Annotated in this window: 19 protein-coding genes; 11 read left to right on the top strand and 8 right to left on the bottom strand. The window is 61.3% G+C overall.

The window, feature by feature from the left end; genetic code table 11:
- Positions 1-201: 201 nt before the first annotated feature.
- From M5C71_RS22595 to brnQ, 6 genes are all read left to right on the top strand, one after another.
- Positions 202-3,033 carry a 2-oxoglutarate dehydrogenase E1 component gene (locus M5C71_RS22595; RefSeq protein ID WP_103498763.1) on the top strand — a complete coding sequence of 944 codons (2,832 nt, stop codon included), beginning with the start codon at positions 202-204 and terminating at the stop codon, positions 3,031-3,033.
- A 42-nt stretch (positions 3,034-3,075) separates the two neighbouring features.
- Complete coding sequence (odhB, locus tag M5C71_RS22590; protein WP_100940870.1) at positions 3,076-4,299, top strand: 2-oxoglutarate dehydrogenase complex dihydrolipoyllysine-residue succinyltransferase; 1,224 nt, start codon at positions 3,076-3,078, stop codon at positions 4,297-4,299.
- A gap of 111 nt (positions 4,300-4,410) precedes the next feature.
- Complete coding sequence (lpdA, locus tag M5C71_RS22585; RefSeq protein WP_103498764.1) at positions 4,411-5,850, top strand: dihydrolipoyl dehydrogenase; 1,440 nt, start codon at positions 4,411-4,413, stop codon at positions 5,848-5,850.
- A 197-nt stretch (positions 5,851-6,047) separates the two neighbouring features.
- Entirely contained in the window at positions 6,048-7,214 is a 1,167-nt protein-coding gene (sucC, locus tag M5C71_RS22580; protein WP_103498765.1) for an ADP-forming succinate--CoA ligase subunit beta, read from the top strand.
- Entirely contained in the window at positions 7,214-8,095 is an 882-nt protein-coding gene (gene sucD, locus M5C71_RS22575; protein WP_019692317.1) for a succinate--CoA ligase subunit alpha, read from the top strand. Before sucC ends, sucD begins: the two co-directional genes overlap by 1 nt.
- Before the next feature lie 289 nt (positions 8,096-8,384).
- Positions 8,385-9,698 carry a branched-chain amino acid transport system II carrier protein gene (gene brnQ, locus M5C71_RS22570; RefSeq protein ID WP_177100388.1) on the top strand — a complete coding sequence of 438 codons (1,314 nt, stop codon included), beginning with the start codon at positions 8,385-8,387 and terminating at the stop codon, positions 9,696-9,698.
- A 186-nt stretch (positions 9,699-9,884) separates the two neighbouring features.
- Here the strand turns inward: brnQ and M5C71_RS22565 are convergent, their stop codons facing one another.
- Complete coding sequence (locus M5C71_RS22565) at positions 9,885-10,130, bottom strand: hypothetical protein (protein ID WP_248768751.1); 246 nt, start codon at positions 10,128-10,130, stop codon at positions 9,885-9,887.
- Positions 10,131-10,296: 166 nt separating this feature from the next.
- Between M5C71_RS22565 and M5C71_RS22560 the strand changes: the two genes are divergently transcribed.
- The 4 genes from M5C71_RS22560 (at position 10,297) to M5C71_RS22545 (ending at position 14,014) form a co-directional block, all read left to right on the top strand.
- The gene (locus M5C71_RS22560) at positions 10,297-10,773 is read left to right on the top strand and encodes a PaaI family thioesterase (protein WP_248768767.1); all 477 of its coding nucleotides are present in this window, start codon (positions 10,297-10,299) and stop codon (positions 10,771-10,773) included.
- On the top strand, positions 10,770-11,225 hold the full coding sequence (locus tag M5C71_RS22555) for a PaaI family thioesterase (protein ID WP_248747564.1): 456 nt from the start codon (positions 10,770-10,772) through the stop codon (positions 11,223-11,225). Before M5C71_RS22560 ends, M5C71_RS22555 begins: the two co-directional genes overlap by 4 nt.
- An 89-nt stretch (positions 11,226-11,314) precedes the next feature.
- Entirely contained in the window at positions 11,315-13,219 is a 1,905-nt protein-coding gene (htpG, locus tag M5C71_RS22550; RefSeq protein WP_248768750.1) for a molecular chaperone HtpG, read from the top strand.
- Between the two features lie 66 nt (positions 13,220-13,285).
- Positions 13,286-14,014, top strand: a complete 729-nt coding sequence (locus M5C71_RS22545) for a dienelactone hydrolase family protein (RefSeq protein WP_248768749.1) — start codon at positions 13,286-13,288, stop codon at positions 14,012-14,014.
- A 174-nt stretch (positions 14,015-14,188) separates the two neighbouring features.
- Here the strand turns inward: M5C71_RS22545 and M5C71_RS22540 are convergent, their stop codons facing one another.
- The 7 genes from M5C71_RS22540 to M5C71_RS22510 all read right to left on the bottom strand — a co-directional run bounded on the left by M5C71_RS22540 (position 14,189) and on the right by M5C71_RS22510 (position 22,637).
- Positions 14,189-15,073, bottom strand: a complete 885-nt coding sequence (locus M5C71_RS22540) for a pirin family protein (protein WP_248768748.1) — start codon at positions 15,071-15,073, stop codon at positions 14,189-14,191.
- A gap of 62 nt (positions 15,074-15,135) precedes the next feature.
- The gene (locus M5C71_RS22535; protein ID WP_103498772.1) at positions 15,136-15,552 is read right to left on the bottom strand and encodes an OsmC family protein; all 417 of its coding nucleotides are present in this window, start codon (positions 15,550-15,552) and stop codon (positions 15,136-15,138) included.
- Between the two features lie 195 nt (positions 15,553-15,747).
- Positions 15,748-16,968 (bottom strand): beta-ketoacyl-ACP synthase I, encoded by a 1,221-nt coding sequence (gene fabB, locus M5C71_RS22530; protein WP_103498773.1) that lies wholly within the window; start codon positions 16,966-16,968, stop codon positions 15,748-15,750.
- An 11-nt stretch (positions 16,969-16,979) separates the two neighbouring features.
- Positions 16,980-17,495 (bottom strand): 3-hydroxyacyl-[acyl-carrier-protein] dehydratase FabA, encoded by a 516-nt coding sequence (gene fabA, locus M5C71_RS22525; RefSeq protein ID WP_027898655.1) that lies wholly within the window; start codon positions 17,493-17,495, stop codon positions 16,980-16,982.
- A gap of 236 nt (positions 17,496-17,731) precedes the next feature.
- Positions 17,732-19,627 carry an ATP-binding protein gene (locus tag M5C71_RS22520; RefSeq protein ID WP_248768747.1) on the bottom strand — a complete coding sequence of 632 codons (1,896 nt, stop codon included), beginning with the start codon at positions 19,625-19,627 and terminating at the stop codon, positions 17,732-17,734.
- A complete protein-coding gene (locus M5C71_RS22515; RefSeq protein ID WP_248768766.1) occupies positions 19,624-20,535 on the bottom strand; it encodes an ABC transporter substrate-binding protein in 912 nt (303 codons plus the stop codon). The genes M5C71_RS22520 and M5C71_RS22515 overlap by 4 nt, the downstream gene beginning before the upstream one ends.
- A gap of 23 nt (positions 20,536-20,558) precedes the next feature.
- The gene (locus M5C71_RS22510; protein ID WP_248768765.1) at positions 20,559-22,637 is read right to left on the bottom strand and encodes a TonB-dependent receptor; all 2,079 of its coding nucleotides are present in this window, start codon (positions 22,635-22,637) and stop codon (positions 20,559-20,561) included.
- A 240-nt stretch (positions 22,638-22,877) separates the two neighbouring features.
- On the opposite strand from M5C71_RS22510, the gene M5C71_RS22505 reads away from it, so the two are divergent.
- Positions 22,878-23,903: an NAD(P)H-dependent glycerol-3-phosphate dehydrogenase gene (locus M5C71_RS22505; RefSeq protein WP_248768746.1), complete on the top strand. Its 1,026-nt coding sequence runs from the start codon at positions 22,878-22,880 to the stop codon at positions 23,901-23,903.

Genomic DNA, 23,903 nt, shown 5'->3' with positions numbered 1-23,903 from the left:
GCGCCCCGGCTATAACCAGAGCAACGGCTCATAAAGCTGTGGCTCTTATTTTTGAAGAAATGAGACCAGCAGGGGCATCCGGGCTGGTACCCGGACTATCAGCGTGATCCCAAGTGGCTTGTTCTGGTCTCGGCATTCGGACTGTTGCAAGCGTGCATGGTGTTTTCGCCGGTGGTGTCCCCTAACCGAGGGTGACCAAGCATGCAAGAAAGCGTGATGCAGCGCATGTGGAACAGCGGCTATCTTTCAGGTGGTAACGCTGCCTATGTGGAAGAGCTCTACGAGCTCTACCTGCACGACCCTAACGCTGTGCCAGAAGAGTGGCGCACCAAATTTCAGACGTTGCCCGCTGACGGCAACGCTGCCACCGATGTTTCGCACTCTACAATCCGCGACCATTTCGTCTTGCTGGCAAAGAACCAGCGCCGCGCCCAACCGGTTTCCGCCGGCAGCGTGAGCAGTGAGCACGAGAAGAAGCAGGTTGAAGTGCTGCGATTGATCCAGGCCTACAGGATGCGTGGCCACCAGGCAGCCCAGCTCGACCCGCTGGGACTGTGGCAGCGTCCTGCACCCGCAGACCTGTCGATCAATCATTACGGCTTGACCAATGCCGATCTTGATACGACCTTCCGTGCCGGCGACCTGTTCATCGGCAAAGAGGAAGCGAGCCTACGCGAAATTCACGAAGCGTTGCAGCAGACATATTGCCGCACCATCGGCGCTGAATTCACGCACATCGTCGATACCGAGCAACGCCACTGGTTCCAGCAGCGTCTGGAAAGCGTGCGCGGCCGTCCGATCTTCTCCGCGGAAATCAAGAGCCACCTGCTTGAGCGCGTCACCGCTGCCGAAGGCCTGGAAAAGTACCTGGGCACCAAGTACCCGGGCACCAAGCGTTTCGGTCTGGAAGGCGGCGAGAGCCTGATTCCGATGCTCGACGAGCTGATCCAGCGTTCCGGTTCCTACGGCACCAAGGAAATCGTCATCGGCATGGCCCACCGTGGCCGTTTGAACGTGCTGGTCAACACCTTCGGCAAGAACCCGCGCGAGCTGTTCGACGAGTTCGAAGGCAAGAAGAAGGTCGAGCTGGGTTCCGGTGACGTGAAATACCACCAGGGCTTCTCGTCCAACGTGATGACCACCGGCGGTGAAGTTCACCTGGCGATGGCGTTCAACCCGTCCCACCTGGAAATCGTTTCCCCGGTGGTCGAAGGTTCGGTTCGCGCCCGTCAGGACCGTCGCAACGATGCGGCCGGTGACAAGGTTCTGCCGATTTCCCTCCACGGTGACGCGGCGTTCGCCGGTCAAGGCGTGGTCATGGAAACCTTCCAGATGTCGCAGACCCGCGGTTTCAAGACCGGCGGCACCGTGCACATCGTGATCAACAACCAGGTCGGTTTCACCATCAGCAACCCGCTGGACTCGCGTTCCACCGAGTACGCCACCGACGTTGCGAAGATGATCCAGGCGCCGATCCTCCATGTGAATGGCGATGATCCGGAAGCCGTCCTGTTCGTGACCCAGTTGGCCATCGACTACCGCATGCAGTACAAGCGCGACGTGGTGATCGACCTGGTCTGCTACCGTCGTCGTGGTCACAACGAAGCGGATGAGCCTAGCGGCACCCAGCCGTTGATGTATCAGCAGATCACCAAGCAGCGCACCACCCGTGAGCTGTACGCCGAGCGCCTGGTTCAGGCCAAGGTGCTGGACGAAGAGCGTGTCCAGGCGAAGATCGACGAGTACCGCAACGCCCTGGACAACGGTCTGCACGTGGTAAAAAGCCTGGTCAAGGAACCGAACAAGGAGTTGTTCGTCGACTGGCGCCCATACCTGGGTCACGCATGGACCGCACGTCACGACACCCGCTTCGATCTGAAGACCTTGCAGGAACTGTCCGCCAAGCTGCTGGAAATTCCGGAAGGCTTCGTGGTCCAGCGCCAGGTCGCGAAGATCTACGAAGACCGTCAGAAGATGCAAGCCGGCGGCCTGCCGATCAACTGGGGTTACGCCGAAACCATGGCGTACGCGACCCTGGCGTTCGAAGGTCACCCGATCCGCATGACCGGCCAGGACATCGGCCGCGGTACGTTCTCGCACCGTCATGCCGTGCTGCACAACCAGAAAGACGCGGGCACCTACATTCCGCTGCAGAACCTGTACGAAGGTCAGCCACGCTTCGACCTGTACGACTCGTTCCTGTCGGAAGAAGCCGTGCTGGCGTTCGAATACGGTTACTCGACCACCACGCCTGAGGCGCTGGTGATCTGGGAAGCCCAGTTCGGCGACTTCGCCAACGGTGCCCAGGTGGTTGTCGACCAGTTCATCACCAGTGGCGAGCACAAGTGGGGCCGTCTGTGCGGTCTGACCATGCTGCTGCCGCACGGTTATGAAGGCCAGGGTCCGGAGCACTCCTCGGCCCGTCTGGAACGCTACCTGCAGCTGTGCGCCGAGCACAACGTCCAGGTCTGCGTGCCGACTACCCCGGCACAGATTTACCACCTGCTGCGTCGTCAGGTCATCCGTCCGCTGCGCAAGCCGCTGATCGTGCTGACTCCGAAGTCGCTGCTGCGTCACAAGCTGGCAATCTCCACGCTGGAAGATCTGGCCGAAGGTTCGTTCCAGACCGTTATCCCGGAAATCGACGCCCTCGACCCGAAAAAGGTCAGCCGTCTGATTCTGTGCAGCGGCAAGGTCTACTACGACCTGCTGGAAAAACGCCGTGCCGAAGGCCGTGACGACATCGCTGTCGTGCGTATCGAGCAACTGTATCCGTTCCCGGAAGACGACCTGATCGAAATCCTGGCGCCGTACAAACACCTCAAGCACATCGTCTGGTGTCAGGAAGAGCCGATGAACCAGGGCGCCTGGTACAGCAGTCAGCATCACATGCGTCGCATCGTTGGCGGACACAACAAGTCGCTGGTACTTGAGTACGCCGGCCGTGACGCCTCTGCCGCACCGGCTTGTGGTTATGCATCGATGCACGCTGAGCAGCAGGAAAAACTGCTGCAAGATGCCTTTACTGTTTAACGCCTTCGCGCACCTGAAACCGAATTTAAGGAACCACAGATAATGGCTATCGAGATCAAAGCCCCCACTTTCCCGGAATCGGTTGCCGATGGCACCGTTGCCACCTGGCACAAAAAACCGGGCGAAGCTGTCAAGCGTGACGACCTGATCGTCGACATCGAAACCGACAAAGTGGTCTTGGAAGTACTCGCAACCGCCGACGGCGTGCTGGGCGCTATCGTCAAGAACGAAGGCGACACCGTTCTGTCCGACGAAGTCCTGGGCTCCATCGTTGAAGGCGGCGCTGCTGCTGCCGCTCCTGCCGCCGCCGCTGCTCCTGCGGCTGCCCAGGCTGCTGCTCCGGCCGCTGCTGGCGAAGACGATCCCGTGGCCGCACCGGCGGCTCGCAAGCTGGCTGAGGAAAATGGCATCAACATCGCTTCCGTTGCCGGCACCGGCAAAGGCGGTCGTGTGACCAAGGAAGACGTGGTGGCTGCGGTTGCCGCCAAGAAAGCCGCGCCTGCTGCCGCTCCAGCCAAGGCTGCCGCTCCAGCGGCCGCCGCCCCGGTGTTCGCTGCCGGCGATCGCGTCGAGAAGCGTGTGCCGATGACCCGCGTTCGCGCCACCGTGGCCAAGCGCCTGGTTGAAGCACAGTCGAACATGGCGATGCTGACCACGTTCAACGAAGTGAACATGAAGCCGATCATGGACCTGCGTTCGAAGTACAAGGACCTGTTCGAGAAGACCCACAACGGCGTGCGCCTGGGCTTCATGTCGTTCTTCGTGAAAGCGGCCACCGAAGCGCTGAAACGCTTCCCGGCAGTCAACGCTTCCATCGACGGCGCCGATATCGTCTACCACGGCTACTCCGACGTCGGTGTCGCGGTGTCCAGCGATCGTGGCCTGGTGGTCCCGGTCCTGCGCAACGCCGAGCTGATGAGCCTGGCCGAGATCGAAAACGGCATCGCCACCTACGGCAAGAAAGCCCGTGACGGCAAGCTGTCCATCGACGAGATGACCGGTGGTACGTTCACCATCACCAACGGTGGTACATTCGGTTCCCTGCTGTCGACGCCGATCGTCAACCCGCCACAAGCCGCCATCCTGGGCATGCACAACATCAACGAGCGCCCGATGGCGGTCAAAGGTGAAGTGGTGATCCTGCCGATGATGTACCTGGCGCTGTCCTACGATCACCGCCTGATCGACGGTAAGGAAGCGGTGTCTTTCCTGGTGACTATCAAGAACCTGCTGGAAGACCCGGCTCGTCTGCTGCTGGATATCTGATTGCGCCCAGGGGGGGCAGGGCGCTGGCGCCTTGCCCGCTTGAACGATCAGCTTCGTCCCACGACGGTCCCCACGCGGGGCCGTCCGGTTTGATTCGATAAGGAATGACACATGACTCAGAAATTCGACGTGGTAGTGATTGGCGCGGGCCCTGGCGGCTATGTAGCCGCCATCAAGGCAGCGCAACTTGGTCTCAAGACTGCCTGCATCGAGAAGTACCAGGATAAAGAGGGCAAGCTGGCCCTCGGCGGTACTTGCCTGAACGTTGGCTGCATTCCATCCAAGGCGCTGCTGGACAGCTCCTGGAAGTACCATGAAGCCAAGGATGGGTTCGCCATCCACGGTATCTCCACCGGCGCCGTGAAAATGGACGTCGCCGCGATGGTTGGCCGCAAGGCCGGTATCGTGAAGAACCTGACCGGCGGCGTGGCCATGCTGTTCAAGGCCAATGGCGTGACTTCGATCGAAGGCCACGGCAAGCTGCTGGCCGGCAAGAAAGTCGAAGTGACCAAGCCTGATGGCACGGTTGAAGTGATCGAAGCCGAGAACGTGATCCTGGCTCCAGGTTCGCGTCCGATCGACATTCCACCTGCCCCGGTTGACCAGAACGTGATCGTCGATTCGACCGGCGCCCTGGAATTCCAATCCGTACCGAAGCGCCTCGGCGTGATCGGCGCGGGCGTGATCGGTCTGGAACTGGGTTCCGTCTGGTCCCGTCTGGGTTCTGAAGTGACCGTGCTGGAAGCCCTGGATACTTTCCTGATGGCTGCCGACACCGCCGTCTCCAAGGAAGCGCTGAAAACCCTGACCAAACAGGGTCTGGACATCAAGCTGGGCGCTCGCGTGACCGGTTCCAAGGTCAACAAGGGCAAGGAAGTGGTGGTGACCTACACCAACTCCGAAGGCGAACAGACCATTACTTTCGACAAACTGATCGTGGCCGTTGGCCGTCGCCCAGTGACCACCGACCTGCTGTCCGCTGATTGCGGCGTGACCCTCGACGAGCGCGGTTTCGTCCACGTTGACGATCACTGCGCCACCACCGTGCCAGGCGTCTACGCCATCGGTGACGTGGTTCGCGGCATGATGCTGGCACACAAGGCCTCGGAAGAGGGCATCATGGTTGTCGAGCGCATCAAGGGCCACAAAGCCCAGATGAACTACGACCTGATCCCGTCGGTTATCTACACCCACCCGGAAATTGCATGGGTCGGTAAAACCGAACAGGCTTTGAAAGCCGAAGGCGTTGAAGTTAACATCGGCACCTTCCCGTTCGCCGCCAGTGGCCGTGCCATGGCAGCCAACGATACCGGCGGTTTCGTCAAGGTCATCGCTGATGCCAAGACCGACCGCATCCTGGGCGTCCACGTGATTGGCCCAAGCGCTGCCGAGCTGGTACAGCAAGGCGCGATCGGTATGGAATTCGGCACCAGCGCCGAAGACATCGGCATGATGGTTTTCTCCCATCCGACCCTGTCCGAAGCGTTGCACGAAGCGGCGTTGGCAGTGAATGGCGGCGCCATCCACATTGCCAACAAGAAAAAACGCTGAGTAGATAATAAGAAACCACGGCGGTCTGCCCGTCGTGAGCCTTGTGCGCAAGACTCACCGCGGAACGTCCGCTGGACGCAGTCTTGCGTCGTCGGGCCGGGCAACCGGAAAACGACGCAAGCAGCAGTCACAGGTGGTGCGGCACTGCAATCAGTGCAGCACCGAATGCGCAGTACCTAACGAAGACGGTAAAAAGCATGAATCTTCACGAGTATCAGGGTAAGCAGCTGTTCGCTGAGTACGGCCTGCCAGTATCCCAGGGTTTTGCGGTAGATACCCCGGAAGCAGCAGCAGAAGCTTGCGACAAGATCGGTGGGACCGAGTGGGTTGTCAAAGCCCAGGTCCACGCTGGTGGTCGCGGTAAAGCGGGCGGCGTTAAGCTGGTTCGCAGCAAAGAAGACGCTAAAGCCTTCGCACAGCAGTGGCTGGGCAAGCGTCTGGTGACCTATCAGACTGATGCCAATGGCCAGCCTGTCACCAAGATCCTGGTTGAATCGTGCACTGATATCGCTAAAGAGCTGTACCTGGGCGCTGTCGTTGACCGTTCGAGCCGTCGCATCGTGTTCATGGCTTCCACCGAAGGTGGCGTGGACATCGAGAAAATCGCTCACGACACCCCTGAGAAAATCCTCAAGGCCACTATCGATCCACTGGTTGGCGCTCAGCCATTCCAGGGCCGCGAGCTGGCATTCCAGCTGGGTCTGGAAGGCAAGCAAGTGACTCAGTTCGCCAAGATCTTCGTCGGTCTGGCCAAACTGTTCAAGGATCACGACCTGGCCCTGCTGGAAGTGAACCCGCTGGTGATCAAGGCCGACGGCGATCTGCATTGCCTCGATGCCAAGATCAACATCGACGCCAACGCCATGTACCGTCAGCCCAAGCTGAAAACCTTCCACGATCCGTCCCAGGACGATCCGCGCGAAGCGCACGCTGCCAAGTTCGAACTGAACTACGTAGCCCTGGAAGGCAACATCGGTTGCATGGTCAACGGTGCCGGCCTGGCCATGGGTACCATGGACATCGTCAACCTGCATGGCGGCAAACCAGCCAACTTCCTCGACGTGGGCGGTGGTGCAACCAAGGAACGCGTAACTGAAGCGTTCAAGATCATTCTGTCCGACACCAACGTCGCGGCCGTACTGGTCAACATCTTCGGCGGCATCGTTCGCTGCGACATGATTGCCGAAGGCATCATCGGCGCTGTGAAAGAAGTCGGCGTGAAAATCCCGGTTGTTGTTCGCCTTGAAGGCAACAACGCTGAGCTGGGCGCTAAAGTACTGGCAGAAAGCGGTTTGAACATCATCGCTGCTACCAGCCTGACCGACGCTGCTCAACAAGTTGTCAAAGCTGCGGAGGGCAAATAATGAGCGTCCTGATCAATAAAGACACCAAGGTTATCTGCCAGGGTATCACCGGTTCGCAGGGTAGCTTCCACACCCAGCAAGCCATCGAATACGGCACCAAGATGGTTGGTGGCGTAACTCCGGGCAAAGGCGGCACCGAGCACCTGGGCCTGCCCGTGTTCAACACCGTGAAAGACGCTGTAGCCGCTACTGGCGCCACCGCCAGCGTGATCTACGTTCCAGCTCCTTTCTGCAAGGACTCGATCCTGGAAGCAGCGTTCGGCGGCATCAAGCTGATCGTCTGCATCACCGAAGGCATTCCGACCCTGGACATGCTGGACGCCAAGGTCAAGTGCGACGAGCTGGGCGTGATCCTGATCGGCCCTAACTGCCCAGGCGTGATCACTCCAGGCGAATGCAAGATCGGCATCATGCCAGGTCACATTCACTTGCCAGGCAAGGTCGGTATCGTTTCCCGTTCCGGCACCCTGACCTACGAAGCTGTGAAGCAGACCACTGACGCCGGTTTCGGTCAGTCGACTTGCGTCGGCATCGGCGGTGACCCGATCCCGGGCTCGAACTTCATCGACATCCTGAAGCTGTTCCAGGAAGACCCGAAGACCGAAGCGATCGTCATGATCGGTGAGATCGGCGGTTCGGCTGAAGAAGAAGCGGCGGCCTACATCAAGGCCCACGTGACCAAGCCGGTTGTTTCCTACATCGCTGGTGTGACTGCCCCTGCGGGCAAGCGCATGGGCCATGCGGGCGCAATCATCTCCGGCGGCAAGGGCACTGCGGACGAGAAGTTCGCTGCCCTGCAAGACGCTGGTGTGAAAACCGTGCGTTCGCTGGCAGACATCGGCAAGGCCCTGGCCGAGCTGACCGGTTGGGCGGTCAAGTAAGCCTCGCGCTTAGCTGACGCAATACCGGCAAAGGCCACCTTCGGGTGGCCTTTGTGCTTTCTGGGTTTCATATGAAAACGCGACCTGAAAGTGTCGCTCGCAGGACATGATCGCCCTCAAATAGTGCGCCTTGCACCTGAGTTTGCTAGGATGCCCGCCTCTTTGCGTCCGCTGCCCACAAGGCCGCCGCGCGCTAAACGGGTCAACCCCATACGGGTCGACAGCATTTCCCTCACCCCACGGGAAATCCCTCTCTAAATTCCGATTCAGCAGTGTGGTATTTCCTGAAATGAAAGTGTTGAAAGGCCAGGACATCCTGGCACTTGGCTTTATGACCTTCGCCCTGTTCGTCGGGGCCGGCAACATCATCTTCCCCCCGATCGTCGGTTTGCAGTCCGGACCCCATGTCTGGATGGCGGCGTTGGGCTTCCTGATCACCGCGGTCGGCCTGCCGGTCATCACCGTGGTCGCGCTGGCCAAGGTCGGCGGTGCCATGGATGCCCTGAGCAGCCCCATCGGCAAGGTCGCCGGCGGTTTGTTGGCTGCGGCCTGCTACCTGGCGGTCGGCCCGCTGTTCGCCACCCCGCGCACGGCCACTGTGTCCTTCGAAGTCGGCCTGGCACCGTTGACCGGTGAAAGCCCACTGGCGCTGCTGCTCTACAGCTCGGTGTACTTCCTGCTGGTGTTCTTCATTTCCCTGTACCCCGGGCGCCTGCTGGACACTGTCGGGCGTTTCCTCGCCCCGCTGAAGATCATTGCCCTGGCGGCCCTGGGCATCGCGGCGTTTGCCTTGCCGGCCGGCGATATCGGCACGGCCACCCCCGAGTATGTCGCGGCTCCGTTCTCCCAGGGTTTCATCAATGGCTACCTGACCATGGATACCCTCGGCGCCCTGGTGTTCGGTATCGTCATCGTCAATGCCATCCGTTCCCGCGGTGTCGATTCGCCCCGGCTGATCACCCGCTACGCGATCATTGCCGGGTTGATTGCCGGGCTCGGCCTGGCGCTGGTGTATATCAGCCTGTTCCGCCTGGGTTCGGGCAGCCATGAAATCGCGGCCGGTGCCAGCAATGGCGCGGCGGTGCTGCACGCCTATGTGCAACATACCTTCGGCTCCCTGGGCAGCGGTTTCCTCGCGGTGCTGATCTCCCTGGCGTGCCTGGTGACGGCGGTGGGCCTGACCTGCGCCTGCGCCGAGTACTTCAGCCGTGTCCTGCCGCTGTCCTACAAGAGCCTGGTGATCATCCTGGCGGCGTTCTCGCTGCTGGTGTCGAACCTGGGGCTGACCAAGCTGATTGCCTTCTCGATCCCGGTCCTGACCGCGATCTACCCGCCGTGCATCGCCCTGGTGGCCCTGAGCTTCTGCCAGTCGTTCTGGCATGCCCAGGGGCGGATCGTCGGGCCGGTGATGCTGGTGTCGTTGCTGTTCGGCATGATCGACGCCCTCAAGGGCGCCGGGCTGGCGGACTGGATGCCGGCGCAGCTGTCGCACCTACCGTTGAGCGAGCAGGGCCTGGCCTGGCTGGTGCCGTCGGTGGTGATGCTGGCGATTGCGGTGGTGATCGACCGCCTGCTCGGCAAGCCTGACGAAGTCCTGGCCTGATCGGCTCCCTTGCTGGCGATTGCGGTCTTGGGGTCTGCGTCGCCCAAGCGGGCCTCTTCGCCGCACCGCCGCGAAGAGGCCCCAGAGTCTTCTACAGATTCCAAGCAAAATAAAACCCGCACTTGGCGGGTTTTATTTTGCGTGAAGGTTTTTGCCGGTGAGTCCTTGCAAGAACCTCCAGGGCAATCAGGAGCCGGTGGCTTCCTTGGATTGCTCTTCAACCGCCGCTTTTTTGGAATCAGCCTGAGCTTTGGCAGCTTCGGCGTTTTCCTTGGCGGCCTCGTTCACCTTATCCTGAGCTTCGTTCATGCTCTTCTGAGCTTCCTGAGCATGTTGGTTGGCGTCTTGAGCTTTGTCCTCGGATTTTTTATCGCAGGCGGCGAGACCGAGGGTAGCGGTCAACATCAAGGCAATAGCTAAAGTCTTACGCATGGGGGTGTTGCTCCTGTGTGGATATCACTGACTACTGGCCTTCAGAACACAGCCCCAAGGGATTAGTTCCTTGATTTTAAAAGATATATAAGTGCCGACCGAGCGGAACTTTTTCCTGATGTTTCGTTTTTATGGACGTTTTTCTCCGGATGAGAGCTATCAGTTCATGAGCCAGAACCCGATTTTCGAGCGTGCCACACGCTTTCTCAGCGCCATCCGCCACTGCCAGGTCCTCGGGCTGCGTTTGCACAGCGCCGATGCCACGGGGTTGACTGTGATCCTGCCCTACAGCGCCGAGATCGTCGGCGACCCGAACTCCGGGGTGATCCACGGCGGGGTGCTGACGACCCTGATGGACACCGCCTGCGGCATGGCCACCCTGTGTGTCCTGCCTGAGTTCGAGGTCTGTCCGACCCTGGACCTGCGCATCGACTACATGCACCCGGCGGCACCGCACAAGGACGTCTACGGTTTCGCTGAATGTTATCGGGTGACCCGCGACATCATCTTCGCCCGCGGTTTTGCCTATCAGGATGATCCCCAGCAACCCATCGCCCATGTGGTCGGCACCTTCATGCGCATGGGCAAGGGCATCAAGGGCGCCCACAGCTTCAGCGGCTCGCTCAACGGCGGTGCGACATGAGCAACGACTTCAAGAAAATGTTGCAACAAGCCCATCAGCAGGGCGACTACGGGCAATTGCTGGAGCTTATTCCCTACGCCAAGCTGATCGGTATCCAGTGCTCACGCCAGGGCGACGAGCTGTTGTTCTGCCTGCCGGCGAACAAGGACAATATCGGCAACCCGTTGCTGCCGGCGATTCACGGTGGCGTGATCGCCGGTTTCATGGAACTGGCCGCCGCCTTGCACCTGCTGGTGTTTACCGGTTCGCCGGGGGTGCCCAAGGTCATCGACTTTTCCGTCGACTATCTGCGCGCCGGGCAATATCGCGACACCTACGCCCGATGTGATCTCTGTCGCCAGGGCCGGCGGGTGGCGAACGTCGCCATCACCGCCTGGCAAAGTACCGAGGCCGAGCCGATTGCCACCGCCCGGGCTCACTTCAAGATCGAGGAAACACTTCCGGGCACTTGAAATCCCCGTCATAGCCCCCAACTTTGATGACAACCCGCCGCCAACCCTTTCGGGGGCGGCCACTGCCATCCAATTGGAGTTTGATGACCATGAGTGTGGAAACTCAAAAGGAAACCCTGGGCTTCCAGACCGAGGTGAAGCAACTGCTGCACCTCATGATCCATTCGCTGTATTCCAACAAGGAAATTTTCCTTCGCGAATTGATCTCCAACGCCTCCGACGCTGTCGACAAATTACGTTTCGAAGCCCTGTCCAAGCCTGAGTTGCTGGAAGGTGGCGCGGAACTGAAAATCCGTGTGAGCTTCGACAAGGACGCCAACACCGTCACCCTCGAAGACAACGGTATCGGCATGAGCCGCGACGATGTGATCACCCACCTGGGGACCATCGCCAAATCCGGCACCGCCGATTTCATGAAGAACCTCTCGGGCGACCAGAAGAAGGACTCGCACCTGATCGGTCAGTTCGGCGTGGGCTTCTATTCGGCCTTTATCGTCGCCGACCAGGTTGAAGTGTTCAGCCGTCGCGCCGGCCTTTCCGCCAGCGAAGGCGTGCACTGGTCGTCCAAGGGCGAGGGCGAGTTCGAAGTCGCCACCGTCGAGAAAGCCGACCGTGGTACCCGCATCGTCCTGCACCTGAAGTCCGGTGAGAACGAGTTCGCCGATGGCTGGCGTTTGCGCAATATCATCAAGAAGTACTCCGACCATATCGCTTTGCCGATCGAGCTGCCGAAAGAAGTGGCCGCTGTCGAAGGCGAAGAGAAACCTGCCCCGGAATGGGAAACCGTCAACCGCGCCAGCGCCCTGTGGACCCGTCCGCGCACTGAAGTGACGGATACGGAATACCAGGAGTTCTACAAGCACATCGCCCATGACTTCGAGAACCCGCTGAGCTGGAGCCACAACAAGGTCGAAGGCAAGCTGGAATACAGCTCGTTGCTCTACGTACCGGCCCGTGCCCCGTTCGACCTGTACCAGCGTGAAGCGCCGAAAGGCCTCAAGCTCTATGTGCAGCGCGTGTTCGTCATGGATCAGGCCGAGTCCTTCCTGCCGTTGTACCTGCGCTTCATCAAGGGTGTGGTCGACTCCAACGACCTGTCCCTGAACGTGTCGCGGGAAATCCTGCAGAAAGACCCGATCATCGACTCGATGAAGTCGGCGCTGACCAAGCGTGTCCTCGACATGCTGGAAAAGCTGGCGAAGAACGAGCCCGAGCAATACAAGGGCTTCTGGAAAAACTTCGGCCAGGTCATGAAAGAAGGCCCGGCTGAAGATTTCGCCAACAAGGAAAAAATTGCCGGCCTGCTGCGTTTCGCCTCCACCCTGGGTGACGACGGCGAGCAAGTGGTGTCCCTGGCCGAGTACCTGGCCCGCGCCAAGGAAGGTCAGGACAAGATCTACTTCCTGACCGGCGAAACCTACGCCCAGGTCAAGAACAGCCCGCACCTGGAAGTCTTCCGCAAGAAAGGCATCGAAGTGCTGCTGCTGACCGACCGTATCGACGAGTGGCTGATGAGCTACCTCAACGAGTTCGACGGCAAGAGCTTTGTCGACGTGGCCCGCGGTGACCTGGACCTGGGCAACCTGGACTCGGAAGAGGACAAGAAGGCTGCCGAGGAAGTCGCCAAGACCAAAGAGGGCCTGGTTGAGCGCATCAAGACCGCCCTGGGCGAGGCTGTCAGCGAAGTGCGGGTTTCCCACCGCCTGACCGACTCCCCGGCGATCCTGGCCATCGGTGAGCAGGACCTGGGCTTGCAGATGCGCCAGATCCTCGAAGCGAGCGGGCAGAAGGTGCCGGACTCCAAGCCGATCTTCGAATTCAACCCGACGCACCCGCTGATCGAGAAGCTCGATGGCGAGCCGGACGAAGACCGCTTTGGCGATCTGTCGCACATCCTCCTCGACCAGGCGGCCCTGGCGGCCGGTGACAGCCTGAAGGATCCGGCGGCTTATGTGCGCCGTCTGAACAAGCTGTTGGTTGAGTTGTCGGTTTAAACTGGTTGTACGAAAACCCGCTTCGGCGGGTTTTTTTATCCTTGGATGTTTTTATCGGAGTCCGAAATGAGCCAAGTTACTGTGAGTTCGGTGGTCTATCAGATCGATGGCCAATCCTATGAGAGCCGCCTGGCCTTTGATGCCGGCCACAAGGGGCCACGTCCGGGCCTGCTGATGGCGCCGAACTGGATGGGCGTCAGCGCCGATGCCGAGAAGATCGCCCAGTCGGTCGCGGCCAAGGGGTATGTGGTGTTGATCGCCGACCTGTACGGTCAGTCGGTTCGTCCTGGCAATGGCGATGAAGCCGGTGCGGCGATGATGCCGTTGAAAAATGACCGTGCCTTGTTGCGCAAGCGCATGCAGGCGGCGTTCGAGGCGCTGCAAAGCCAGGGTCTGGCCGTGGTGGATCCGGCGCAGCTGGCGACCTTCGGTTTCTGCTTCGGCGGTTGCTGCTCGCTGGAACTGGCTCGCACCGGCGCGCCGTTGAAAGCGACGGTGTCGTTCCACGGCACGCTGGATACGCCGAATCCGGCGGATGCACAGAACATCAAGGGCTCGGTGCTGGTGCTGCATGGCGCCTCCGACCCGTTGGTGCCGAAAGAGCAACTGCCGGCATTCGAAGAGGAAATGAATGCCGCGGGTATCGATTGGCAGCTGTTGAGCTACGGCGGCGCGGTGCATTCCTTTACCGACCCGCATGCCAATGTGCCGGGCATGATGATGTATGACGCGAAGACGGCCGGCCGTGCGTTTGTGTCGATGCACAATCTGCTGGAAGAAGTGTTCAAGGGTTAAGCGTTCTGGCGGTCTTGAGGGCCTCTTCGCGGGCAAGCCCTGCTCCTACAGGGTGGTGTCGTGCACAAATCTTGTGAACGAGAAAAAACTGTAGGAGCAGGGCTTGCCCGCGAAAGCGTCCTCAAGCACGCCGCAGACCTTGCTGATAAACCCGACTCGTAAGGTTTCTCTGATTCAGGTTTTTTCCGCCGCGGGCTTGCGCGGCAACTCGATCCGCTCGCTTTCCCCCGGCACCGTCGGCCAATCCCTGGCCGCCCAGCGTGCCCGTGCCTGATCGATCAACACCGGATCACTGGCCACGAAGTTCCAGTTCATCCGCCGTGGCCCATCCAGCGGCGCCCCGCCGATCACCACCAGATGACATTCACCCTCGGCGAACAGTGTGAGGCTTTCCCCGGTCGGCAGCACCACCAGGCTGCGCGGCTCCAGGGCTTCACCTTCCAGCTGTGCCTCGCCTGCCAGCACATAGACCGCACGCTCCTTATACTCATCCGCAATCAGCAGGGTGGTCCCGCTTTCCATGTGGATATCGGCATACAGCGTCGGCGACAGCACCGGCACCGGTGAGGTCAGGCAAAAGCCGCTACCGGCCACCAGGCGGATGCGCACCCCCAGATTGTCACTGACGGGCAGGCTGGCAGCCGGGTGATGGCTGTAATGCCCTGGCCCCTGTTCCAGCGCCTTGGGTGACGCCAGCCAGATCTGCAAGCCATGCAGGCTGGAACCACTGGCGACCCGTTCGGCCGGGGTCCGTTCGACATGGGCGATGGCGCTGCCGGCGGTCATCCAGCTGACATCGCCAGGCTTGACGTGCTGCTCGGAGCCGAGACTGTCCTTGTGCACTATCTCGCCGTCGAACAGGTAGGTCAGGGTCGACAGGCCGATATGCGGGTGCTGCCGCACATTCATCCCGTGCCCCGGTGGATAGCGGGTTTCCAGCATATGGTCGAAAAACACGAAGGGTCCGACGCTACGGCACTGGGCCGAGGGCAGGGGCCGCAGGATCGGTTGGCCTTCGACATCCTCGGCGCGAGGACGGATCACCAGTGGTGTGTTCATGGCAGGGTTTCCTGGCTCAGCGGGCGATGCGCAGAGCATAACCCGCTTTTTCGCCGCTGCCCTTACTGGCTGAACGCACCTTCGGACAACAGGGTTTCGATGCTGACTTCGGTGGTGGTCATCAACTTGTGGACCGGGCAGCGATCCGCGACTTTGTGCAACTCTTCGCGCTGGGCATCGCTGAGCACGCCCTTGAGGGTCAGTTTGACCAGCAGGCCGTACTTGCCTTTCTGTTCCTGGCTGTTGTCGCGCTTGACCTCGACGGTGACCCCGGTCAGCGGGATGCCTTTCTTCTGGGCATAGAGCTTGAGGGTCAGGGCCTTGCAGGTCCCCAGGGCGGCGTCGAAGTAGTCGTGGGGTTCCGGTGCGGAGCCTTCGCCCCCCGCCGTCTTGGGCACATCGGCAAACAACTGATGATCATCGATCTGCACGCTGTGACGAAAACCTTCGCTGGATTCGGTGTTGATGGTGATGGTCATGACAAACCTCATGAAGAGTGACGGGAAAATACCCTGAACTTTATAGAACACCGCACGGGGGTGATGTTCAGCTTTTTTCGCGCTCGTACCCCCCCGATGGGACAATCGAGTCTCGCCGTCGGAATGGCGCCTTCCAACAGGCAAAAAAAAGCCCCGAACCGGTCGGGGCTTTTTTATCTCGCGATCAAGCCGGGCTTACTTGCCCTGCCAGCGCTTCAGGACCAGGGTGGCGTTGGTGCCGCCGAAGCCGAAGCTGTTGCTCATCACGTTGTTCAATTCAACGTTTTCGCGGGTCTTGGTCAGTACCGGCATGTCGGCGACTTCCGGGTCCAGCTCTTCGATGTTGGCGGAGCCGGCAATGAACTTGCCTTCCATCATCAGCAGGCAGTAGATCGCTTCGTGAACGCCGGCGGCGCCCAGGGAGTGACCGGACAGGCTCTTGGTCGAACTGATGACCGGGGCCTTGTCGCCGAAGACCGCACGCACACCTTCCATTTCCTTGGCATCGCCGACCGGAGTCGAGGTGCCGTGGGTGTTCAGGTAGTCGATCGGGCCGTCGACGGTGGCCATGGCCATCTGCATGCAACGGATCGCGCCTTCGCCGCTTGGCGCGACCATGTCGTAGCCGTCGGAAGTTGCACCGTAGCCGACGATTTCCGCGTAGATCTTCGCGCCACGGGCCAGAGCGTGTTCCAGCTCCTCGACCACCACCATGCCGCCACCGCCGGCGATGACAAAACCGTCACGCTTGGCGTCGTAGGCGCGGGAGGCCTTTTCCGGGGTTTCGTTGTACTGGGTGGACAGCGCGCCCATGGCGTCGAACAGGAACGACTGGCTCCAATGTTCTTCCTCACCGCCACCGGCGAAGACGATGTCCTGCTTGCCCATCTGGATCTGCTCCAGGGCGGTACCGATGCAGTGGGCACTGGTGGCGCAGGCGGAGGAGATCGAGTAGTTCAGGCCCTTGATCTTGAACGGGGTGGCCAGGCAGGCGGAAACGGTGCTGCCCATGGTCCGGGTCACACGGTACGGACCGACGCGCTTGACGCCCTTTTCGCGCAGGATATCCAGCGCTTCCATCTGGTTCAGGGTCGAGGCGCCGCCCGAGCCGGCCACCAGGCCGGTACGCGGGTTGGACACCTGCTCTTCGCTCAGACCGGAGTCGGCGATGGCGTCTTTCATGGCCAGGTAGGCGTAAGCCGCCGCGTGGCCGACGAAGCGATAGATCTTGCGATCGATCAGTTCCTCGAGATTGAGGTCAATGGAGCCGGAAACCTGGCTACGCAGACCCATTTCGGCATATTCCGGGTTGAAGCGGATGCCAGGGCGGCTTGCACGCAGGTTAGCGGAGACGGTCTCTTTGTCATTGCCCAGGCACGAAACGATGCCCAGACCAGTGATAACGACGCGGCGCATGCGAATAACCCTTAGAAGTTGTCAGTGGAGGTGAAAACGCCGACCCGCAGGCCTTCGGCGGTGTAGATCTCGCGACCGTCGACCGTTACCGAACCGTCGGCAATGGCCAGGTTCAGCTTGCCTTTGAGGACGCGTTTGATCTGAATGTTGTAGGTGACTTTCTTGGCGGTCGGCAGGACCTGGCCGAAGAATTTCACTTCGCCCGAGCCCAGCGCGCGGCCACGGCCCGGCAGACCCTGCCAGCCGAGGAAGAAGCCGACCAATTGCCACATGGCATCGAGGCCCAGGCAGCCTGGCATCACCGGATCGCCTTCGAAGTGGCACGCGAAGAACCACAGGTCCGGGTTGATATCCAGTTCGGCGACCAATTCACCTTTGCCGTACTTGCCGCCTTCTTCGCTGATATGGGTGATGCGATCCACCATCAGCATGTTCGGGGCGGGCAGTTGCGCGTTACCTGGGCCGAACAGCTCGCCGCGACTGCAGCGCAGCAGATCTTCCCGGGTAAAGGCGTTTTGTTTGGTCATGCGAGCTCCTCAATAGTCCCATGCGGCAGGTGGGGCAAATCTTCCCGGCCGATCGAAGCGTTCATGCCTCGAAGCGACAGCCTACTCATAGACTATTGCGTTGTGGTGAAAGTCACAGCACCAAGGACATGAATGTACACTTGTGCACTGAAATTTTTATTCAAGCCGGTTTTCCAGCTCATTCGGGTGCCTAAGACTGCCGCACTTTCGTCTTTCACGCCAGTCGCACATCGTATTCAGGGCAGCCATTGCTGGAGAATCTGTTGTAAATCCACGCGTTTGAAGGGCTTGGACAGGTAGTCGTTCATGCCCGCGCGCAGGCAGCTTTCGCGGTCGCCCTGCAAGGCGTTGGCGGTCAGGGCGATGATCGGTACCTGAGCGTACTCCGGCAACTGGCGGATTTGCCGGGTGGCTTCGTAGCCGTCGACGATCGGTAGCCGGCAGTCCATCAGGATCGCCGCGAACAGGCCGTTGCGGGCCCGGTCGATGGCCTGGGCACCGTCGGTGGCCAGGCTGACATCGAAGCCCAGGCCACGCAACATGGCGTCGATGACCGTCTGGTTGACCGGGTTGTCCTCCACCAGCAGCACCTTGCGTCCTTCGCCATGGCCGCTGGGCGCGGGCGCCAGGACGGCGGCTTGGGTCGGGTGGTGCAGGGCCAGGGGGATTTCCAGGGTGAACACCGAGCCCCGGCCTTCTTCGCTGCGGGCATGCAGGGTGCCGCCCATGCGCTCGGCCAGGGTCCGCGCAATCGGCAGGCCCAGGCCGGTGCCGCCGTAGCGCCGGGAGATCGAGCTGTCGGCCTGCTGGAAGGCGTCGAACATCAGCTCCAGGCGTTCGCTGGAAATACCGATGCCGCTGTCGCGCACCGTGCAGGTGAACCACAGCACATCGTCGTCCAGCGCCTGCCAGTGCGGCTCGATGCCGACGCTGCCATGTTCGGTGAATTTCAGCGCATTGCCGATCAGGTTGACCAGGATCTGGCGGATCCGCGTCGGGTCGCCCTTGACCTGCAAGGCCTGCATGTCCGTGGGGATCTGCAGGTCCAGCTCCAGGCCGCGCTGGCTGGCGTTGTGCTGGAAGGCCTGGGCGCAACTGCCGATCAGCTCGGCGAGGTTGAACGGAATATGTTCCAGCTCCAGGGCCGAACGTTCGATCCGCGAGAAATCGAGGATGTCGTTGATCACCTTGAGCAGGTGTTCGGTGGACTCCGAGGCCAGGGCCGCGTATTCGCTCTGTTCCTCGGTCATTTCGGTGGTTTCGAGCAGTTGCAGCATGCCCAGTACACCGTTCATCGGCGTGCGCAGTTCGTGGCTCATCATGGCCAGGAAGTCCGACTTGGCATTGTTCGCCCGTTCCGCTTCTTCACGGGTCTGGATCAACTGGGCAATGGCCTGGTGCTGTTCGCGACTGGCCTGGTCGAGGGCGCCGGCGAGGTTGTTGATATGCCGCGCCAGGGCGCCGAGCTCGGCGTCGTCGACCACCGGCAACTGGGTCTTGTAGTCACCCTGTTGAATCGCCTTGACCGCCAGGCCCATGGCGCTGATCGGCTGCGCCAGGCTGGCCGCCAGGCGCCGCGCGAGGAGAAAGGTGAAGATCAGGGCGAATAGCGCGAGGATCCCGGCCTTGAGCAGTATTTCCTGTTGCCGCTGGCTGAAGGCGTCATTGGACATGCCGACAATCACCCGCCCCAGGTAGTCCTCGCTCTGCGTTACGCCGGGTGCGCTGCCTTCCTGCAGGAAGTCATTTTCCAACTGAATCCGTTGCAGGCGTACCGGCGCCTGGAACAATTTCACCGACTGCAGCCGGAAGTGTTCCTGGGAGGGCTGCTCGACATACACCAGAACATTGTTGCTGCGGTCCTGAACCTCGAGGAAACGCACGTGGGGGGTGGCCAGGGTCGCCCGCATCAGGCTTTCGAGGACTTCGTTGTTGCCGGAAATCACCCCGTATTCGGTGGCCGGCGCCAGCTGGTTGGCGATCAGTTGACCGGTGTGGTCGAGCTCCTGGCGCAGGTCCTGGATCCGCACGAAGGTGAAGAAACTGATCAGCAGCAAGGTCAGCAACAGCGCGGGGCCGAGGCTGATCATCTGGGTCCGGGCGCTGATGCCCCAATACCGTCGCAAGGTCATGGGCGGGTCTCTCCTTCGGCCAGCCGGGAGGCGAGCGAGGCTTCGTCGATCGGTTCGATACCCAGGGAGCGGGCGACTTGCGGGTTGCTCAGGACCTTGAAGCGTTGCGGGTACAGGCTGCCCGGCCAACTGGACGGGGCGCGGTCGAGCAACTGGTCGAGGACCGCCAGCCAGTCGGTCTGGTCGCTGAAGGTGCTGGCCAGGCTGCCGGCCTTGACGAAGCCGGCGTTGGGGCCGATCAGTGCCAGTTGTCGGGCATAGCTGCTGAGCAGCAGGTTCTTCGCGGTCCTGGGGTTGTACAAGGTCGGATCGTCCAGCCCGAGCAGCACGTCGCAGCTCTTGAGCAGGGTTTGCAGGGGCCGGCTGTCGCCGGTGTCGTCCCAGCGCTGGAGGACGATCTCCAGTCCCAGGGGGCGGGCCGCCTGGTTCAGTTCGGCCAGCAGGAATTCGCTGTCGCGGGTATAGAGCACGCCGATCCGCCGTGCCTGGGGCATCACTTCGCGGATCAGGCGCAGCTGGCGCGACAGCGGCGGGTCGCTCCAGAGCAGGCTGAGATTGGCGGTCGCTGTGCTGTCCAGGCGTTGCATGGCCTGCAGGCGGCTGATACGCAGGACCAGGGTCGCTGGCCCCTGTTTATCCTTCAGCCGCCAGTCCAGGCTGGCCGGGTCCAGCAGGATCAGGCGGGTGGCCGGGGGCAGGCGGCTGGGTTCGGGCATCTGCGCCAGGGGCACGAAGCGTATCTGGTCGTGCGGGCGCTGTTGCGCCAGGGCGGCGGTAAAGGCCTGGACCCCGGGGCTGTCCTCGACGCCGGTCAGCAGCACCTCGGCCGAGCGAGCCGGGAGGCTCGCCAGCAGCACGAGCAGGGCCAGGCCCAGTCGCCTCAGGCGCCAGCTCCATGCCGATGTCATCCTTGACCCCAGGCGGCTCATGCTCAGAACTCCAGTTCTGCGCTGAAGTACAGGGCACTGCGCTGGTTGTAGTTGTTGTCGGGCCAGGTGATGGGCTGGTCGTCGAGACGTTGTTGCAGCATCCCGGCCAGTTCCAGGCTGGCCCGGCGAAAGGGAATCCGCTTGGCCAGGCGCAGGTCGACCCGTTCGAAGCGATACTGGTTGATGGCGTCGTCGCCATAGTAGAAGACCGAACTCGACCAGCCGCCGCCCCAGTCGCGCATCCAGCCGGCCGAGCCACTGTTGCGGGCGGTGAACTGCTTGTCGACCGGGTTGCTGGCCTGGACATCGACATAGGCATAGGTCAGGCGCAGGCGGTCGGCACTGTCCAGGCGCCAGTCGAACTGGGCTTCGCTGCCGGTGAAGCGGGAGCTGTTGACGTTGCTGGCGATAAACTGGTTGTTGCGCAACGGCGTGCTGATCATGTCGCTGATTTCGTCATAGAACAGCTTCACGTCCAGGCTCAGGCCGATCTCGGCGAAGAAACCGTTGTAGCCCAGTTCCCGCGAGCGCATTCGCTCCTTGTCCAGGTTTCCCGGGCCACGGGTCTGGACGAAATACTGGCCGCTGGTCTGGCCGTAGGTGGGCGAGCTCAGGTTGGTGACCTTGTAGCTCCAGTTGACGTTGTTCTCGAACATATCCGGCGAGCGGATCGCTTCGGAATAGACCGCGCGCAAGCCGTGCCGGGGATTGATCAGGTAGTTGACTGCAAAGCGCGGGGTCAGGGAGGCGCCGGTCAGTTGCGCGTCTTCGTACATGGCACCACCCTGCACCAGCCAATGCTCGCTGGCACGCCATTCGAGCTGGCCGAACAGGCGCCAAGTACTGTCGTCGATGGTGCCGTTGAAATAGGTCTCGGAGTCGGCCTTGTCATAACGATAGTTCATGCCGCTGACCAGGCGCAGGCTGTCCGAGAGGCTCAGGGTGTCCTGCAGTTCGAGGTCGTAGCGGGTCTCGCGGGTGCTCTGGTCGATATTGCCGCAGACCGTCTGGCTGGCGCCCTGATTGAACCATTGGTCCAGAACCTGATTGGCCAGTGCCTGTTCCGAGACGCCACCCGGAGGGGGCCTGCCGACTGCGTACTGGGTCATGTTACGTGCCAGGTTTTCCGCATAGTTGGGATTCAACTGCCACAGCCGGGTCAGTTCCGGACTGAACGACACCTTGGCATCGCAGGCTTGCCAGACCTGCTGGCGATCCCAGTGCTGGGCCGAACCCTGGATATACAGGCTGTGCTGGGGATTGATATCGAGGTTCCAGCGCAGGGAACCGGCGTAGTCCTTGGCCAGCACATCGGAGTTGTCGCCGGCCGCGGTGATCCCGGGGAACACCGCCTGGTAGGTATAGGGCCGCTGGTTGGTGCCGTCCTTGACGTTCAACTGCCAGTCGATGCTCTGTTGTTCGTTGAGCATCTGGCTGACCGAGAGGCTGACCCGGGTGACACGCCGGCCGTCGCGGTAGTCATTGCCCAAGTGGTCGCTCTGGAACCCCTCGTCCTCCTCGCCGGACATCGACAGGCGCAGGTCGCCGGTACCCCAGCCGGTGCCCTGGCTGGCGTACCAGTCATTGATGCCGCGCTCGCCGCGGGTGATCTTCAGGGTTGAGCCGTGGGTGCTGCCCGGTGACTTGGTGAGGATATTGACCACCGCCATCAGCGCATTGGCGCCGTAGCTGACGGTGTTCGGGCCGCGAAATACCTCGATGCGCTCGATATCCTCGAGGGCTACCGGGATATCGCTCCAGTCCACGGTCGCCAGGCCCGCGCGATAGACCGAGCGGCCATCGATCAGCACCTGCATGCGCCGGGCGTTGGAGGCATCGGTGCCATGGTAGTTGATGCTGGCCTGGTTGCCGTTGGTGTAGCCGACCATCATCCCCGGCACCAGGCGCAGCAGCTCGCTGATATCCCGGGCGCCGCTGGCCTTGATCAGTTCGTTGTCGATGACCGTCATGCTGCCGGGTACCGCGGCCGGCGATTGTTTCAGGCGGGTGGCCGTCAGCACCTCGGGCAGGGGCTGGTTTTCCATAAACAGGTCGTCAGCCAGCAACGGGCCGCTGAACATCAGGGCCAGGACGAAGGAGGAACGCGTGGTGGGAGGGCCAAAAGACACGGCACAGCCTTGAAAATAATAATAGCCGTGCATGTTAACCGAGCTTGCCGGGTTTGCCATGGCGTATGGCCGTCATTGTATAGGCTGAATCGGTCAAGCGCTCAGGCCAGGGGATTCGTATTGGGGCTGGCTGCCGGTGGCGTGCTCCGTATAATGCAGCCATCGCCATTGGTAGGGATAGACGGGTTACATATGACTGAACAGTACCCAATCGCGGTTCTGGGTGGCGGAAGTTTCGGCACCGCCATCGCCAATCTGCTGGCCGAGAACGGTCACCGGGTGCGCCAATGGATGCGCGATCCCGAGCAGGCCGAGTCCATTCGCGTCAATCGCGAGAATCCGCGTTACCTCAAGGGCATCAAGGTGCATCCGGCGGTCGAGCCGGTCACCGACCTGGTCGCGACCCTCGACGACTGCGAACTGTTTTTTGTCGCCTTGCCCTCCAGCGCCTTGCGCAGTGTGCTGGCGCCCCATGCCGGGCGCCTGGTGGGCAAGCTGCTGGTGAGCTTGACCAAAGGCATCGAGGCCCACACCTTCAAGCTGATGAGCGAGATCCTCGAAGATATCGCGCCGCAAGCACGGATCGGCGTGTTGTCCGGGCCGAACCTGGCCCGCGAAGTGGCCGAGCACGCCTTGACCGCCACGGTGGTCGCCAGCGAGGACGAAGAGCTTTGCAGCCGTGTCCAGGCCGCGCTGCATGGGCGGACCTTCCGCGTCTATGCCAGCGCCGACCGCTTCGGCGTCGAGCTGGGCGGGGCGTTGAAGAACGTCTACGCGATCATTGCCGGCATGGCGGTAGCGCTGGACATGGGTGAGAACACCAAGAGCATGCTGATTACCCGGGCCCTGGCGGAAATGACCCGCTTTGCCGTCAGCCAGGGCGCCAACCCCATGACCTTCCTCGGCCTGGCCGGGGTCGGCGACCTGATCGTCACCTGTTCCTCACCCAAGAGCCGCAACTATCAGGTCGGCTTTGCCCTCGGCCAGGGCCTGAGCCTGGAAGAGGCGGTCACCCGCCTGGGTGAAGTCGCCGAAGGGGTCAATACTCTCAAGGTGCTGAAGGTCAAGGCGCAGGAAGTCGGGGTCTATATGCCCCTGGTGGCCGGTTTGCATGCCATTCTGTTTGAAGGGCGAACCCTGACCCAGGTGATCGAGCTATTGATGCGCGGCGAGCCGAAAACCGATGTCGATTTTATTTCCACCAGCGGTTTCAACTGA

Origin of the sequence: Pseudomonas sp. MWU12-2345 (genome assembly GCF_023242385.1) — a bacterium.
Lineage (GTDB): Bacteria > Pseudomonadota > Gammaproteobacteria > Pseudomonadales > Pseudomonadaceae > Aquipseudomonas > Aquipseudomonas gingeri_D.
Note: the sequence above shows the minus strand (reverse complement) of the source record. Positions and strands in the feature narration are given on the sequence as shown.